At 64.0% G+C, this 15,302-nt stretch carries 12 protein-coding genes; 10 read left to right on the top strand and 2 right to left on the bottom strand.

Annotation, left to right across the window (positions count from 1 at the left end):
- The first annotated feature begins 110 nt into the window (after window positions 1-110).
- The 6 genes from VK792_RS15285 (at window position 111) to VK792_RS15260 (ending at window position 7,905) form a co-directional block, all read left to right on the top strand.
- Window positions 111-1,286: a lytic murein transglycosylase gene (locus VK792_RS15285; RefSeq protein WP_326298583.1), complete on the top strand. Its 1,176-nt coding sequence runs from the start codon at window positions 111-113 to the stop codon at window positions 1,284-1,286.
- A gap of 72 nt (window positions 1,287-1,358) precedes the next feature.
- Window positions 1,359-2,117: an SDR family NAD(P)-dependent oxidoreductase gene (locus VK792_RS15280; protein WP_326298577.1), complete on the top strand. Its 759-nt coding sequence runs from the start codon at window positions 1,359-1,361 to the stop codon at window positions 2,115-2,117.
- A 145-nt stretch (window positions 2,118-2,262) separates the two neighbouring features.
- Window positions 2,263-3,036, top strand: coding sequence for an FG-GAP repeat domain-containing protein (locus VK792_RS15275; protein WP_326298575.1), 774 nt, complete (start codon window positions 2,263-2,265; stop codon window positions 3,034-3,036).
- Window positions 2,954-5,074, top strand: coding sequence for a DUF4214 domain-containing protein (locus VK792_RS15270; RefSeq protein WP_326298572.1), 2,121 nt, complete (start codon window positions 2,954-2,956; stop codon window positions 5,072-5,074). Before VK792_RS15275 ends, VK792_RS15270 begins: the two co-directional genes overlap by 83 nt.
- 207 nt (window positions 5,075-5,281) lie before the next feature.
- On the top strand, window positions 5,282-7,099 hold the full coding sequence (locus VK792_RS15265; RefSeq protein WP_326298570.1) for a DUF4214 domain-containing protein: 1,818 nt from the start codon (window positions 5,282-5,284) through the stop codon (window positions 7,097-7,099).
- A gap of 197 nt (window positions 7,100-7,296) precedes the next feature.
- Complete coding sequence (locus VK792_RS15260) at window positions 7,297-7,905, top strand: 2-dehydro-3-deoxy-6-phosphogalactonate aldolase (protein WP_326298568.1); 609 nt, start codon at window positions 7,297-7,299, stop codon at window positions 7,903-7,905.
- A 96-nt stretch (window positions 7,906-8,001) separates the two neighbouring features.
- On the opposite strand, the gene VK792_RS15255 is transcribed toward VK792_RS15260, so the two are convergent.
- Together VK792_RS15255 and VK792_RS15250 are read right to left on the bottom strand one after the other, a co-directional pair.
- Entirely contained in the window at window positions 8,002-9,090 is a 1,089-nt protein-coding gene (locus VK792_RS15255; protein ID WP_326298566.1) for an aromatic ring-hydroxylating oxygenase subunit alpha, read from the bottom strand.
- Complete coding sequence (locus VK792_RS15250; protein ID WP_326298564.1) at window positions 9,087-9,980, bottom strand: MurR/RpiR family transcriptional regulator; 894 nt, start codon at window positions 9,978-9,980, stop codon at window positions 9,087-9,089. Before VK792_RS15250 ends, VK792_RS15255 begins: the two co-directional genes overlap by 4 nt.
- Window positions 9,981-10,049: 69 nt before the next feature.
- Between VK792_RS15250 and VK792_RS15245 the strand changes: the two genes are divergently transcribed.
- From VK792_RS15245 to VK792_RS15230, 4 genes are read left to right on the top strand one after another with little or no spacing between them, the layout of a single operon-like run.
- Window positions 10,050-12,503: an FAD-dependent oxidoreductase gene (locus VK792_RS15245; protein WP_326298562.1), complete on the top strand. Its 2,454-nt coding sequence runs from the start codon at window positions 10,050-10,052 to the stop codon at window positions 12,501-12,503.
- Complete coding sequence (locus VK792_RS15240; RefSeq protein WP_326298561.1) at window positions 12,500-13,582, top strand: alcohol dehydrogenase family protein; 1,083 nt, start codon at window positions 12,500-12,502, stop codon at window positions 13,580-13,582. The genes VK792_RS15245 and VK792_RS15240 overlap by 4 nt, the downstream gene beginning before the upstream one ends.
- The gene (locus tag VK792_RS15235; protein WP_326298559.1) at window positions 13,579-14,172 is read left to right on the top strand and encodes a dimethylsulfonioproprionate lyase family protein; all 594 of its coding nucleotides are present in this window, start codon (window positions 13,579-13,581) and stop codon (window positions 14,170-14,172) included. Before VK792_RS15240 ends, VK792_RS15235 begins: the two co-directional genes overlap by 4 nt.
- On the top strand, window positions 14,169-15,302 hold the full coding sequence (locus tag VK792_RS15230; protein ID WP_326298557.1) for a mandelate racemase/muconate lactonizing enzyme family protein: 1,134 nt from the start codon (window positions 14,169-14,171) through the stop codon (window positions 15,300-15,302). Before VK792_RS15235 ends, VK792_RS15230 begins: the two co-directional genes overlap by 4 nt.

The raw sequence follows: 15,302 nt of genomic DNA, 5'->3' as shown, positions 1-15,302 counted from the left end.
TCAGCATGACTCGCACGGCCAGCACCAAATGGGAATCCCAATTCGGACTCGTTTGTCGCGATCAATCCACTAGGGTCGCGCGCAACACCGATCACAGACCCGAGGCCAACATGCGCATTCTGCCCATTCTTCTGTCTCTTGCCCTTGCCAGCCCCGTTGCGGCCCAGCAGGTGCCCTGCGGCGGCGGGTTCAACGGTTTCGTGCGCGGACTGGTGGACGAAGCGGTGAGCAAGGGCCATGACCGCGCGACAGCACAGCGGTTTTTCGCGGGCGTGCAGCAAAGCGCGGCGGTGCTCAAGGCCGACCGGGCGCAGGGCATCTTTCAGTCCGGGTTCATCGAATTCTCGCGCAAGCTGATCAGCCAGAACCGGATCAACACCGGGCGCGCAAAGGCGCAGCAATGGAACAGTGTGTTCGACCGGATCGAACGTGAGTATGGCATCTCTCGCGGGGTGCTTCTGGCGTTCTGGGCCTTTGAGACCGACTACGGCGCGTTCCAGGGCAACTTCAACACGCTGAACGCGCTGGTGACGCTGTCGCACGATTGCCGCCGCCCGGAATTGTTCCGGCCGCAGATCTTTGCGGCGCTGACACTGTATGAACACGGCGACTTCGATCCGGCCACCACATCCGGGGCCTGGGCAGGGGAAATCGGCATGGTGCAGATGCTGCCCGAAGACATCCTGACCAATGGTGTCGACGGCGACGGCGACGGGCATGTGCTGCTGAAAACATCCGTGCCGGATGCGCTGATGTCTGGCGCCAAGATGCTGAGCCACCTGGGCTGGCGCCCCAACGAACCCTGGCTGCAAGAGGTGGTTCTGCCCGACGATCTGGACTGGTCGCAGACCGGGGTGCAGGCGGTGAAATCGGTGCGCGACTGGGACAGTCTGGGGGTCAAGCCACGATCCGGCCGGTTCCTGCGGTCCGATCTGTCCGGGTCGATCATCATCCCGCAGGGGCGCAAGGGGCCGGCGTTCCTGGCCTATCCGAATTTCAACGTGTATTTCGAATGGAACCAAAGCTTTACCTATGTCCTGACCGCGGGCTATTTCGCCACCCGGCTGGAAGGGGCGCAGGTCTACAGTGCCGGCAACCCCGAACCGGGCCTGTCCGGCCAGCAGATGAAACAGCTGCAACAGCGGCTGTCTGCGATGGGCTATGACGTTGGCGACATTGACGGCATTCTGGGGGCAAAAACCCGGGATGCGGTGCGCGACGTGCAGCAACGCCTTGGACTGCCCGCTGATGCCTGGCCGACGCCCGCGCTTCTGGCGCGGCTGTGAGGATGGCAGCCTTGCATCGGGGCGCATGATCTGGGCAAGGTCCGGGCACGACCAGACTGACACGAGGCGCCGATGACCGACCAATTCGCCAGCTACCCGAGCCTGCGGGGAAAGACCGTTTTCGTCACCGGCGGTGCCTCTGGGATCGGTGCGGAAATCGTGCGGGGCTTTGCCCAAAACGGGGCCAACGTCGGCTTTCTGGATTTCGACAAGGGCGCGGCGCGCGGCCTGATTCCCAGCCTTCCGGGCAATCACGCCTATTCCAGATGCGATCTGCGCGACATCGACGCGCTGCGCAAAGGCTTTGCCGATCTGAAAGAGGCGCTGGGCCCGGCGGATGTGCTGGTCAACAACGCCGCGCGCGACGACCGCCATGACTGGCAGACCGTGACTCCGGAGTATTGGGATGAACGTCAGGCCACCAACCTGCGCCACATGTTTTTCGCGATTCAGGCGGTGGCCCCGGACATGATTGCCAAGGGCTCTGGCGCGATCATCAACATGGGATCGAACAGCTGGCGCGAAGCGGTGGGCGGCATGCCCGCCTACACCACGGCAAAGGCGGCGGTGCACGGGCTGACGCGCGGCATGGCGCGCGATCTGGGCCGGTACCGCATCCGGGTCAACACCGTGGTCCCCGGCTGGATCATGACCCAGCGCCAGAAAGACCTGTGGGTGACACCGGAGTCGATCGAGAAACACCGCGCCCGCCAGTGCCTGCCAGACCTGATCGAACCAGTCTACGTGGCGCGGATGGTACTGTTTTTGGCATCGGACGATGCCAGCATGTGCACCGCCAACGAATACATGGTCGAGGCCGGCTCGATCTGAACCCGTGGCGGGTCAAGGCGGGGCGATCAGGGAACGGGCAGGCCGTTGCCACGGGGTTGATCTTAAATAAGCTTTTGTTCCAGAAATAGTCAGGCTGCCGTTTGCCGAACGGCATCCGCGCACCCACGCGGGAGGGAAGTCAGGCATGGACAACTACGTCAACACCGCGCGGTTCTATGGGTTCGACCTGAACTCCTGGGTGTCGCCATCGACCTTCGCGATCACCGATTTCGATCGCGATGGTCAGTGGGAACTGACCTATACGCTGTTTGATCGCGACGGATTGGGGGCAACCGCCCATCCGATCAGGATCCTGGAATTCCGCGACGCCTCGCCGCCCGAGGGCGTCGGATGGATCTTTGAACCCGATGGGTCACTGGTCGATATCACGGCAGAGATCTTCGCCAACGACCCAAACGGGATCCCCGAGATCAGCTTTGGCCGCCACATGGTGATCAAGGATGTGAACGGCGACGGCTACGATGACCTGATTGTTGCCAACCACGGCTTTGACCGTGATCCGTTTCCCGGCGGGCCCAACATCGTTGCGGTGTCGGACGGGCAGGGCGGGTTGGTTGACATGGCCGCGCAGTTCGAAACCGAGCCGGGGTTCACCCATTCGGTCGCGGTGGGCGATTTCAACGGGGACGGCAGGACCGATTTCTTCTTTGGTAACCTGAACGTCGACAACGCCTATTTCGGCACGCTGGACGGGGCCACCGCGGTGCGCAACAGCCTGCCGCTGGTGCCGGATGCGAACCGCTACACCCGCAGTTTCGCGTCGGATATCACTGGCGACGGCCTCGACGAACTGTTCCTGGGGGGGGGATGTCAACGTGCCCGACCGGATGGCGCAGTGGACCGGGACCGGTTGGTCGGTAACCGACCTGCCCACCACCGCGTCGCGCACCACCCTTGATTTCCGCGCCGGCGATCTGAATGGCGACGGACGGCCGGACCTGGTGGTGTTGTCGACCGGGTTGAACGGCTTTTATCAGGGCATCGCGGTCAACGTGCTGTTGCAGACCGCGGCAGGCGGGTTCACCGACGCCACCGCGACGTGGATCAACACGCAACTGGACAGCCTGCCGTCGGACAACTGGGCCGGTCTGATCAACCTTGCCGATCTGGACGGCGATGGCGATCTGGATATGACGATGGACATCGGCTATCCGACGCGCGACCGCGTGTTCTGGAACACCGGCAGCAGTTTCGAATTAAGCGATACCCCAACCGTCGACATCTGGGGCAACACCACAGCCGCCGCCTGGGGCCACGATCCGGACGTCGGCGCGCTGTTGGCCAAGGATCTGGATGGCGATGGCGTGGCCGAGGTGATCTCGCTCGAGCTTGGGATCGTGACGATCTATCACTACAGCACACCGGTCGAACTGGGCACCGCGGGCGCGGATACCATTCAGGGCGCAGCCTGGGCCGACGATATCATCCACGCCGGTGGCGGCAATGACGTGGTCAATGGCTGGAACGGGAATGACCTGCTGCGCGGCGACAGCGGTGACGATTTCCTGAACGGTTGGCGCAACGACGACACGCTTTATGGTGGCTCTGGCAATGATCTGATCTACGCCGGTGAAGGCCGGGATTTTGCTTTCGGAGAAGCGGGTAACGATACCATTGAATCGGTCGAAGCGTGGGAAATCTACGATCCGGTTCAACAGCCCTGGATGCGGCAAGAGGGCAGCGCCGGCGCGAACATGCTCTATGGCGGGGTCGGTGACGATGACGTGCGCGGCGGATTGGATGCCGACACCCTGATCGGTGGCGCCGGGCGGGACACGCTGTTCGGGGCCTATGGATTCGACACGCTTTATGGCGACGGTCTGGATTTCACCGCCAGCGCCGATGCCGACCGGGTGTTCCGGCTGTACCAGGCGACGCTGGACCGTGCGCCGGACGCGGGTGGCTATGGCGACTGGACGATCCGGCTGGCCTTTGGGCTGGCCGACCTGCCGCAGGTTGCCGCCGGTTTCGTGGCCAGCGCCGAATTCCAGTCGGTCTATGGCGCGCTGACGGACACCGATTTTGTCACGCTGCTTTACAACAACGTTCTGGACCGCGCGCCTGATGCGGGCGGGCTGGCCGATTGGGTTGGCAAGTTGCAAGGCGGGTTGAGCCGCGCGCAGGTTGTGGTGGGCTTTTCCGACAGCGGCGAATTCATATCCCGCACCGCAGCGGCGGCCGATGCCTTTGCCGCTGCCAGCATGGCCCAAACCTGGACCGACGATGTCTATCGCCTGTACCTGGCCACGCTGGGGCGCGAACCGGATGCCGGGGGCTTTGCCGACTGGGTCGACAAGATGACGAAAGGAACCGAATACCTGTCGGTGGCCGCGGGGTTCGTCAATTCGGCCGAGTTCCAGCAAAGCTATGGCAGCCTGGACAGTACGGGTTTCGTGACACTTCTGTACAACAACGTCCTGAACCGCGCGCCCGATGCGCAGGGGCTGGCCGGCTGGGTGGGGCAACTGGACGATGGCGGACTGACCCGGACAGAGGTGGTGCGCGGTTTCGCCCAAAGCTCCGAGTTTGCTGCCGCCACACAGGCACCTCTGACCACCTTCATGCGCGGGTTGGGACCCGATGACCTGATTCAGGGTGAATTCCTGTTCGTCGGTGAGGGAACCCAGCAAACCGGAACGGGCACGGTCTATGGCGGCGCGTATGCGGACCGGTTCGAGCTTAAGGGTGACGCCGCGGTGGTTGCCGATTTCGAGCCGTGGGACGTGATCGCAATTCAGCGTGGATCGACCTTTGACGATATCATGTATCCAAACGACATCCTGGCGCTGCTTCAGCAGGACGGCAACGACGTGACCCTGTCACCCCGCGCGATGTGGGATCCCGATGGGTTCCTGAGCCTGCCGGATATCCGTATCCTGAACACGCGGGTCGAGGATTTCACCGTCGACCATTTCGACTTTATCAGCCTGTTCTGATCCGGTACGTCGCTTGGCCAGGCCGGTTTCGGGGCCGGGCGGATGGTGCGATGAAACACAGCGTTTCGCGGGCACTTGGCGATTGAAATATCTTGTTTTCATTACATATCAACATCCGAATGTGAATCATCGCGACACCACCGCTACGACGGCGCGTGCCGTGGTCTTCAGGCACCCCCGCGCAAGCAAGATCAAAGGAATTCCCGGATGGCCAATTCAACCGCAAGCTACAGCGAAGCCGCGATTTCCGAATTGCTCTACCTGTTGGAAGAGGAAAAGCTGGCGGGGGATATCTATGACGCGTTCTTTGACCTGTGGGGTCTGGATATTTTCGCCAATATCGCCCGGTCCGAGGATTCGCACTTCAACGCATTGTTGCGGCAGGCGCAGGGTCAGGGTCTGGACCTGACGGCGATCCTTGCCCAACCGGCGGGCAGCTATACCGATGCCGCGTTGCAGGCGCTTTACGATACCTTGCTCGCGCAGGGCAGCCAGTCGGCAACCGCCGCTTTGTCGGTTGGTGTCCTGATCGAAGAAACCGACATCGTCGACTTGCAACGCGCGGCCGATCTGGTGCCGGGAACACCGCTGGCGGGCGTTTACGACAATCTGCTTGGCGGCTCAGAAAGCCACCTTGTTGCGTTCAATCAGGCGCTGGACGGGGCCTTGCCCGAGCAACTGGTGGGCGGCGGCGGCGATGACAGCCTGACCGGGACCGAAGGCGCAGACACGATTTTCGCCAGCGCCGGGGATGATACCGTGACCGGTGGCGTTTCCGACGCTGACAGGGGCGACCTGATTTCGGGCGGTACCGGCCAAGACCTGCTGACCGGCGGCGCCGGGGATGACACCGTGATTGGCGGCGCGGGCCAGGACACCGTCGACGGCGGCACCGGGATCGACATGCTGTTTGGCGACGGGCTGGATTACACCACCAGCGCGGCCGCCGACCAGGTGTTCCGCCTTTACCAGGCAACGCTGGACCGGCTGCCGGATGCCGGTGGCTATGCGGACTGGACGATCAAACTGTCCTATGGCATCGCCGACCTGACCCAGCTTGCGGGCGGGTTCGTGTCCAGCCCGGAATTTGAGTCGGTCTATATCGCCATCACCGATGCCGATTTCGTGACCTTGCTTTACAACAACGTCCTGGACCGCGCACCGGATGCGGGCGGGCTGGACGATTGGGTGGCCCGGCTGCAAGGCGGAACAACCCGTTCCGAGGTTGTCGTGGGGTTCGCCGAAAGCACAGAGTTCGTGGCCAGCACCGCCGCTGCCGCGGATGCCTTTGCCGCCGCAAGCATGGCGCAGACCTGGACCGATGATGTCTATCGTCTGTATCTGGCCACATTGTGCCGCGAAGCGGATGCCGGCGGCTTTACCGACTGGGTCGCGCAACTGACCAACGGGACGGACTACCTGTCCGTTGTCGGCGGCTTCGTCAACTCTGCCGAATTCCAGCAGACCTACGGCACGCTCGACAATTCCGATTTCGTGACCCTCCTGTACGACAACGTGTTGAACCGCGCGCCCGATGCGCAGGGGCTGGCGGGCTGGGTGGGCCAACTGGACACGGGCGGCCTGTCCCGGACCGAAGTTGTCCGGGGCTTTGCCCAAAGCACAGAGTTCGAAGCCGCGACCCAGACTGCGCTGACCGCGTTCATGCGCGGGCTGGGCACGGATGACGTGATCCGCACGCAAGCCCCAGAACCTGATCTGACGGCGCAGTCCGATACCGTGTATGGTGGCGCCTATGCCGACCGGTTCGAACTGGCCGGCGGCAGCGTGGTGATTGCCGATTTCGAAGACTGGGACGTGATCGCCACCACGCGGGGCAGCAACGCCACGGGCGCAATGGATGTGGCGGATTTCCTGGCGGTATTGCAACAGGATGGCGACGACGTGACGCTGTCGCTGGCGGAAACTTGGGATCCCTCTGGCGATCTCGGCCTGCCGGACATTCGCATTCTGAATGCGCAGGTGGCCGACTTCACCGTCGATCATTTCGATTTCATCGGGGCCTGACCCCGCCCATCCGGGCGGTGATCCGACCGCGCACATGTCCAATGCGCGCGGGCTTTGGCGTTTTTGGGGGGGGCCCGCATTGGCAAAGCTTGCCGTCGTTCCCCCGGGCGGGCAGGATCGGCGCGTGGCCTGCCTGGCTGCCCCGTGACCGGCAGACGCCGGATTGAACCAGCTTCGTGCCAAGCCGGAGATTGCCCATGACCCGCCGAAACATCGTTGCCATTCTGCGCGGCGTCACCCCGGACAGCGTGACACAGATCGCCTCTGTCCTGATCGCCGCCGGGATCACCAAGATCGAGGTGCCCCTGAATTCGCCGGACCCGCTGCTGTCGATCGCACAACTGGCGCAACAGTTCGGTGATGACGCGTTGATCGGTGCAGGCACTGTCCTGTCCGAACAAGAGGTGGCGCAGGTTGCGGCGGCCGGGGGACGCCTGATCGTTTCGCCAGACACCAACCCGGCGGTTGTCGCGGCAACCAAGGCGGCAGGCCTGCTGGCCTATCCCGGTGCAATGACGCCCAGCGAATGCTTTTCCGCGCTGCGGGCCGGCGCCGACGGTCTGAAGCTTTTCCCCGGGTCCCTGATCGGTCCGGACGGGTTGCGGGCCATCCGCGCGGTCTTGCCCGTGGGCACCGAAGTCCTGGCGGTAGGGGGCGCAGGGCCCGAGAATTTCGCCGCGTGGCGCGCCGCGGGTGCGGACGGTTTCGGGATCGGCACCGCCCTGTTCCGCCCTGGCGACACCGCCGCCACCGTGGCCGGGAACGCCGCCGCCGTGGTGCAGGCCTATGACGCGGCGTATGGGTGATCCGGCCGGGCTGGACGACGGCGTGCCCGCACTTGTGTCGATGCCGAAGCCCTGCGTGCAACGGGTCCTGCGGGAACGGAGTGTCGTCGCCCGGGCTTAGCCCTGATCTGCTACGGCCTCTCTCATCCATCGTTGGAGGTGCAGGATGGAATGTTCAGAATTCACCCCGCACCCAGGATCCACGACCAACGGGCCGGGGACGTAGCCGCGCGATTTCAGCCCGCGCTGGACGGATTCCACCAAATGGATGTCTTCTTCGACCGTGGTGGCGCGGTCCTGAAGGGCCATGCGACGGACGGTTTCGTTGTCTGATCCGCCGACCGAATACCAACCACGCCAGACCACGACGTGATCGGCATCAACAGCGCGCCAGTGATAGGTGTTCAGCAGATTCCCCGGATAGACCTGAAAGCTGAACATCGGCCAAAGGAACCAGGACGAATAGCGGTCATTGTTCGCGAACCCGCTGTCGATATCATAGGTCATCTGTGACAGGTCGTTGCATTCCGTGGTGTGGCGCAGACAGTAGCCCTGCGGCTGGATGTCATAGGTTTCAGGCCGGATCACGCCGGTGGAAAAGGTCGGGTGGTTGAGGCTGCAATGGTAGCATTCAGAGTAGTTCTCGACTGAAACCTTCCAGTTGCAGTTTTCCGGGATTTCCACCCATTCCAAAGGTTTCAGATCTTCCCAATTCGGAACGAAGGCGGCCAGTTCGCGGCGCACATCGGGGAACCATGCGTCCATCGACCGGGCGTCCGGGTCGAGGTTGACGAAGACGAAGTTCAGAAAGACCTCGGTCCGGACTTCAGTCAGGCTGATTTCTGATGCGTCGAACCCTGGGACGGACTTGGCGTTGGGCGCGGCGCGCAGGCCACCTGTCAGTTCATAGGTCCAGGCGTGATAGGGGCAAACCACGACGCGGGTGGTGCCAGAGCCCTGCACCAGTTGGTGGGCGCGATGCTGGCAAACGTTATAGAAGGTCCGGATCACCCCGTCGCGTCCCCTGATGCAGAACAGGCTTTCGTCATTCAGATCGAAGGCGACGTAGTCGCCGGGGTTTTCCAACTGGCTGGCATGGCAGGCGAATTGCCAGGTCCGCGCCAGAAGGCCGTTGCGCTCGGCTGCGAAGATGGCTGGATCGGTGTAATAGCGCGCGTCCAGAGAATGCACGGGCGTTGCGGTCATTCGGGGGTCTCCTCGTACATGCCCAACTGGTGGCGGCGGCGGTGAAAGGTCTCGACCCGCGCAACGATTTCATCGGACGCGCTGGCAATGACAAAGCTGAGAAGTGTTTCCAGCAGCGCGATCGTTGGCACCGAGGACGGAAAGAACTGCGGAGTGTCGACGGCGGTGACAAACCGATGCTGCGCGGCGCGGATCACCGGGCTGGCCGGGCTGTCAGAGATGCCGATCACGGTGACGCCCTGTTCGCGGGCGATGCGCACGGCCTCGACCACCTCGCGCCGGTAGGGGTGCTGGGTGATGGCGATCAGCACGTCGCGTTCGTCGGCCCATGCAAGGTCGTCTACGGGGGTCGATCCGGGACGGGGGATGGCGTGGAACTGCACCATGCCGGTCGAGGCAAGGTAGGTAAAGTTGCGCGCGTTGGCGTTGTTCACCCCGACGCCCAGGGTAAAGACCTGACGGGATCTCCAGATCGCCTGTGCCGCGTCCTGCAAGGCCTGCACGGGAATGCTGGCAAAGGTTTCTTCGATATTACGGATCGCGGCGCCGACCATGTCGGCGTAAAGTCCGCCAAGGTCGCCGGTCTTGGCGATGTCCTGCAACCAGCGCGCGCGGTCCTCCAACGGCACGGCCCCGCGCCGGATCGCCTCGCGAAACGGGGCGCGGAAGTCTTCATAGCCTTCGAACCCGGCCTGACGCGCCATGCGCACCACGGTGTTGGGTTTCACATTCGCCGCCTCGGCAATTTCACGCACGGTCGACACGCCGACCTCGGCCGGGTTCTCCAGCACATAGCGCGCCGCCTTCTGGGCTTCGGGGGTCAGGGCGTCCCATTCCTGGGACAGTCGGTCGAGGATTGCTTCGGTTCGCGGTATATCTGTTTCATTCATGATTGACGAAGGTACAAGTGTGCGCTTAGCCTGTCCATCGAAAAGTGCCCCCAGACAGGATGCCTCGCGATGTCACAAGCTGCGTTTCCCACACAGGCCCGGGTGGTCATCGTTGGTGGTGGTGTCATGGGCGTGGGGCTGGCCTATCACCTGGGGCACGAGGGCTGGGGGCCGGATACGGTGCTGCTGGAAAAGGCCGAACTGACAAGCGGCAGCACCTGGCATGCGGCGGGGCAGATCACGCATTCGACGTCGTCCTACAGTCTTGGAAAATGTGTCGACTACAACATCGGACTGTATTCCGGCGCGCTTGAAGCCGAGACCGGGCAGGCGGTGACCTGGCATGGCTGCGGATCGTTCCGGCTGGCCTATACGCCGGATGAGATGGACTGGCTGCGGCACACGCTGTCGGTCGGGCGGTCGCTTGGGTTCAACATCGCGCTGGTGGGGCCGGAAAAGGTGGCCGAACTGCACCCGTTCTACAATCTTGACGGTGTTCTTGGGGCGCTGCACACGCCCGATGATGGCCACGTCGACCCGACCAACGTGACCATGGCGCTGGCTGCCGGTGCGCGTCAGAAGGGCGTGCGCATCTTTCGTCACACCCGGGCCACGAACATCACACAGCTGCCTTCGGGTGAATGGCTGGTCGAAACTGAAAAGGGCGCGATCATCTGCGAACATGTGGTCAACGCGGGCGGCACCTATGCCCGGCAGATGGGCGAATGGTCGGGTCTGCAACTGCCCATGACGTCGATGACGCACCACTATTTCGTCACCGAACCCGTGCCCGAATTTGCCAATCTGGATCGCGAATTGCCGGTGATCCGCGATGACCGCAAGGTGTCCGGCTATATCCGGATGGAGCAGAAGCGCGGGCTGACCGGGATCTATGAAAAGGAGAACTCGAATTCGGTCTGGCATGATGAATGCCCGTGGGACTACGAGAACTGGCTGTTCGATGCAGACTACGACCGGGTGATGCCATGGCTTGAGGAATCGTTGAACCGGATGCCGATTTTCGCCGATCTGGGCATCACGCGCGAAGTGCATGGTGCGATCAGCCACCCGCCGGATGGTAACCCGCTGATCGGGCCTGCACCGGGTGTGCGCAACTACTGGTGCTGCTGTGGCACCCAGATCGGCATTGGCTGGGGGCCGGGCCTGACCCGCGAACTGGCGCGCTGGATGGTGCATGGTGCGGCAGGCATTTCCATGCGCGACTATGACCCGCGCCGGTTCGGCAGCTACGCCACCAAGGAGTGGCAGATCATCAAGGCACATGAGGATTACAAGCTACGCCATGAAATCCCCTTCCCGCATTTCAACCGTCTGGCCGGGCGGCCCGTCAAGCCGTCGCCGCTGTATGACCGGCTGAAAGACAAGGGCGCGGTCTACGAAGAGGTCTATGGCCACGAGCGCCCGCGCTTTTTTGCCAAGGGGATCGACCAGCGCGACCATTACGGTTTCGGGCGGACGCCGGTGCACGACGTGGTTGGTGCCGAATGTCGCGCGGTACGCGAGGCGGTCGGAATCATGGACATCTCGGCCTTTACCAAGGTGCAAGTCGAAGGGTCGGGGGCCGCGGATCTGTTGGACCGGCTGACCGCCAACCGGCTGCCGCAAAAGGTGGGCGGGATCGGCCTGACGCATATACTGAACCGCGCCGGCACGATCGAGTTGGAAACCACGGTGGTGAAGCTGGGGGAGGGACGGTACTACCTCGTTTGTGCCGCGTTCTTCGAGCAGCGTCTGTTGGATCACCTGGCCGCGCATCGCACCGGCGAGGACGTGACGATCACCTGCCTGTCCACCGATTGGGCAGCCCTGGCGCTGAACGGGCCGCGCGCGCGCGATGTGTTGGCGGCCTGCACCGATGCGGACCTGTCCAATGCCGGGTTCCGCTGGCTCTCGGCCCGGGAAATTACCGTCGCCGGGGTGACGCTGTGGGCGTTGCGGCTGTCCTACGCAGGGGAACTGGGCTGGGAATTGCACATCCCGCGCGACGGCGCGCTGACTGTCTATGATGCGCTGATCGAGGCAGGGCAGGGGCTTGGCATCACCGACTACGGCAGCTTTGCCATGAACAGCCTGCGGATGGAAAAGGCGTTCAAGGGGGCAGGGGAACTGACCAACGAGGTCACTTTGGCCGAGGCGGACGTGCTGCGGCTGGCGCGCACCGACAAGGACTATCTGGGCAAGGCCAAGACCCTGAATCCTGAACGCCGCTGGGTCTGCGCCTATCTGGAGATCGACCCGGATGGGGGCCATGACGGCCACGGCGGCGAGCCGGTGCTGATCGACGGCACGGTCGTCGGATCCACCGCCTCGGTGGCTTATGGCCATACTGTGGGCAAGATCCTTGCCTTTGCCTATATCCGTCCCGAGGCGAACCTGCCGGGGCAGGAGGTCGAGGTCATCATCGCCGGGCAACCGCGGGCGGGCCGCATCCTTGGTGCGGCGGCTTTTGACCCTGAAAGCCAGCGGCCCCGCGCCGATACCGTGATGGAGCCCGCCCAATGACACTTCCCGACACCATGCGGGCCATGGTCACCATGGGTCACGGCGGACCAGAGCAGATGGTCTGGCGGACAGACTGGCCGCGCCCCGACCCCGGCCCGGGTGACGTGCTTGTCCGCGTCGGCGCCTGTGGTTTGAACAACACCGACATCAACACCCGTACCGGCTGGTATTCCCCTGCGGTCGTCACCGCCACCTCTGGCAGCGGCCATGACGCGGCTGGCGCCGAAGAGCCAAGCTGGGGCGGCGCGCCCATCGCCTTTCCGCGCATCCAGGGCGCCGATGCCTGCGGTTGCATCGTGGCGGTGGGGGACGGCGTCGACCCGGCCCGGATCGGGCAGCGTGTCATCACCGACAATTGGCTGCGCGATCCGACCGACCCGTCGAACAAGGACGCCGCGGGCTATTTCGGCAGCGAATGCGACGGTGGTTTTGCCGAGTATACCGTGATGCGGGCTGTCAACGCCCTGGCCGTCGACAGCCCGCTTTCGGATGCCGAACTGGCGACGTTCTCCTGTTCGTATTCCGCCGCCGAGGGCATGCTTTGCCGGGCCAACGTGACCGCGGCTGATACAGTGCTGGTGCCGGGTGCCTCTGGCGGGGTCGGCGGGGCGTTGGTGCAACTGGCGAAGCGGCGGGGCGCGCGCGTGATTGCGCTGGCGTCTGACAGCAAGCACGCCGAGGTGGCACAGCTGGGACCCGACCGCATTCTGTCGCGTGCGCCCGACGATCTGCGCGGCGCGCTGGGGTCCGAGAAGATCAGCGTGGTCGCCGATGTGGTCGGCGGGCCTTATTGGCCTCAGCTGATCGACGTGCTTGAAAGGGGCGGGCGGTACACCTGCGCCGGTGCGATTGCCGGCCCGCTGGTCACGCTTGACCTGCGCACTTTGTATCTGCGCGACCTGACCTTTACCGGGTCGACCGTGATTGACGCGCAGGTTATGCCCAACCTCATCCGCTATATTGAAGCGGGCGAGATCAAGCCGCTGCTGGCCGCCACTTATCCGCTGGAGCAATTGCATGCGGCCCAGGCCGCCTTTGCCGAGAAACGCCATGCCGGCAATATCGTGGTGATCCCGTGACTGATGCTGACATTGCCTTTGCCCGCGCCTATCACGCGGCAACTTTGCTGATCGCGGCGAACCCGCAACTGATGGGTTTTGCCGGCTGGCCATTGGCGATGCCTTCACCGAAACCGCCGCGCCCGATCCCGGCAGCGGCGCTGTTGCGCGGATGGGCCGATGGCACGACCGACGTCACTTTGGCCCTGCGCAACAGCGTTCAGGACCTTGCCGACTACGCCGACTGGCGGCAGACCTACACAGAGGAGGAAGTCGGCGCCGACTTTCTGAACCGGTATGGCTGGTTCGAGCTTGTCGGACCGGAGGGACACTTCAGGTCTGACGCGGTGCGGGCCTATATCGCCTGGTGGGGCGAGAACCTTTACTACCCGTGGCACCTGCACGAGGCAGAGGAGCTGTATTACATCCTGGCGGGCCACGCCCTGTTCGAGGCCGAGGGCCAGGTGAGCACGGTGCTGCGCGCGGGCGACATCCGGATCCATGCCTCGAACCAGCCCCATGCCATGACGACCACCGACAGCCCGGTGCTGGCGCTGGTGCTGTGGCGCGGTGCCGGCCTGCAAGGCGCCCCGAGGATGGGAACGACATGACACCGATGGTAGGCCGCGTCACCGCGCAGCAGATCCGCAAGATCCGACTTTGGCATGTGCCTTTGACAAGTCACACCGCCTACTACATGGCCGAGGGCAAGACCTGTGACACGGTGGAAACCGTGGTGATCGCAGTCGAGACAGACACCGGCGTAACCGGCTGGGGCGAAGTCTGCCCGATCCCGCAGTACCTTGCAGCCTATGCCCGCGGCGTAGCACCCGCATTGGCGGAACTGGCGTCGGTGATCCTGGGGGCGGACCCGGTGGGGGTGGGGGCGCTGATGGCGCGGGCAGACGCGTATCTGCCCGGCCATGTCTATGCCAAGTCTGCCCTTGATATCGCGTTGTGGGATATCACCGGCAAAGTCGCCGGGCTGCCCCTGCACGCGTTGTTGGGCGGGCGGCGGCAGGAAAGCCTGCCGCTCTATCACTCGATCACCTGCGTCGCGCCGGACGAGATGGCCCGCATCGCGCGCGAGGCCCAGGGCCAGGGGATCTCCCAGTTTCAGGCAAAGCTCGGCGCGTCGGGCGATTGGCAGACCGATGTGGAACGTCTGGTGAAGGTGCGCGAGGCCGTCGGCCCTGGCCCGCTGGTCTATGGCGACTGGAACTGTGGCGCGACCTCGCTTGACGCGAGCCGCGTGGGCCGCGCCGTGGCGCATCTGGACGTGATGCTTGAACAGCCCTGCGCGACGCTTGACGACTGCGCCCGTGTCCGTGCGGCGACGGGTCTGCCGATGAAGATCGACGAACTGGCGCACGATACGGGCTCGCTGCTCGACGCACACCGACTTGGGGTCATGGATGCAGTTGCGCTGAAACTGTCCAAGTTCGGAGGTCTGTCGGCCACGCGGCGCGCGCGCGATCTGTGCCTGCACCTGGGCGCGAAGATGTGTATCGAGGACACCTGGGGCAGTGACATCACCACCGCTGCCCTGCTGCATCTGGGGGCCGCAACAGAGCCCGGACGGGTGCTGAATGTCTGCGACCTTTCGGGCTATGTCAGCCCGCGTCTTGCCGCCGACGCGCCCACGCGCGCGGAAGGCCGCATTGCCCCGCCTGACGCCCCGGGGCTGGGCGTCACTGTCGATGCCGAAGCTCTTGGCCCCCCTGACCTGATACTGGAGTGA

This window comes from Mesobacterium hydrothermale, assembly GCF_035818635.1.
Taxonomy (GTDB): domain Bacteria; phylum Pseudomonadota; class Alphaproteobacteria; order Rhodobacterales; family Rhodobacteraceae; genus Mesobacterium_A; species Mesobacterium_A hydrothermale.
This window is presented reverse-complemented; position numbering and strand designations above follow the sequence as displayed.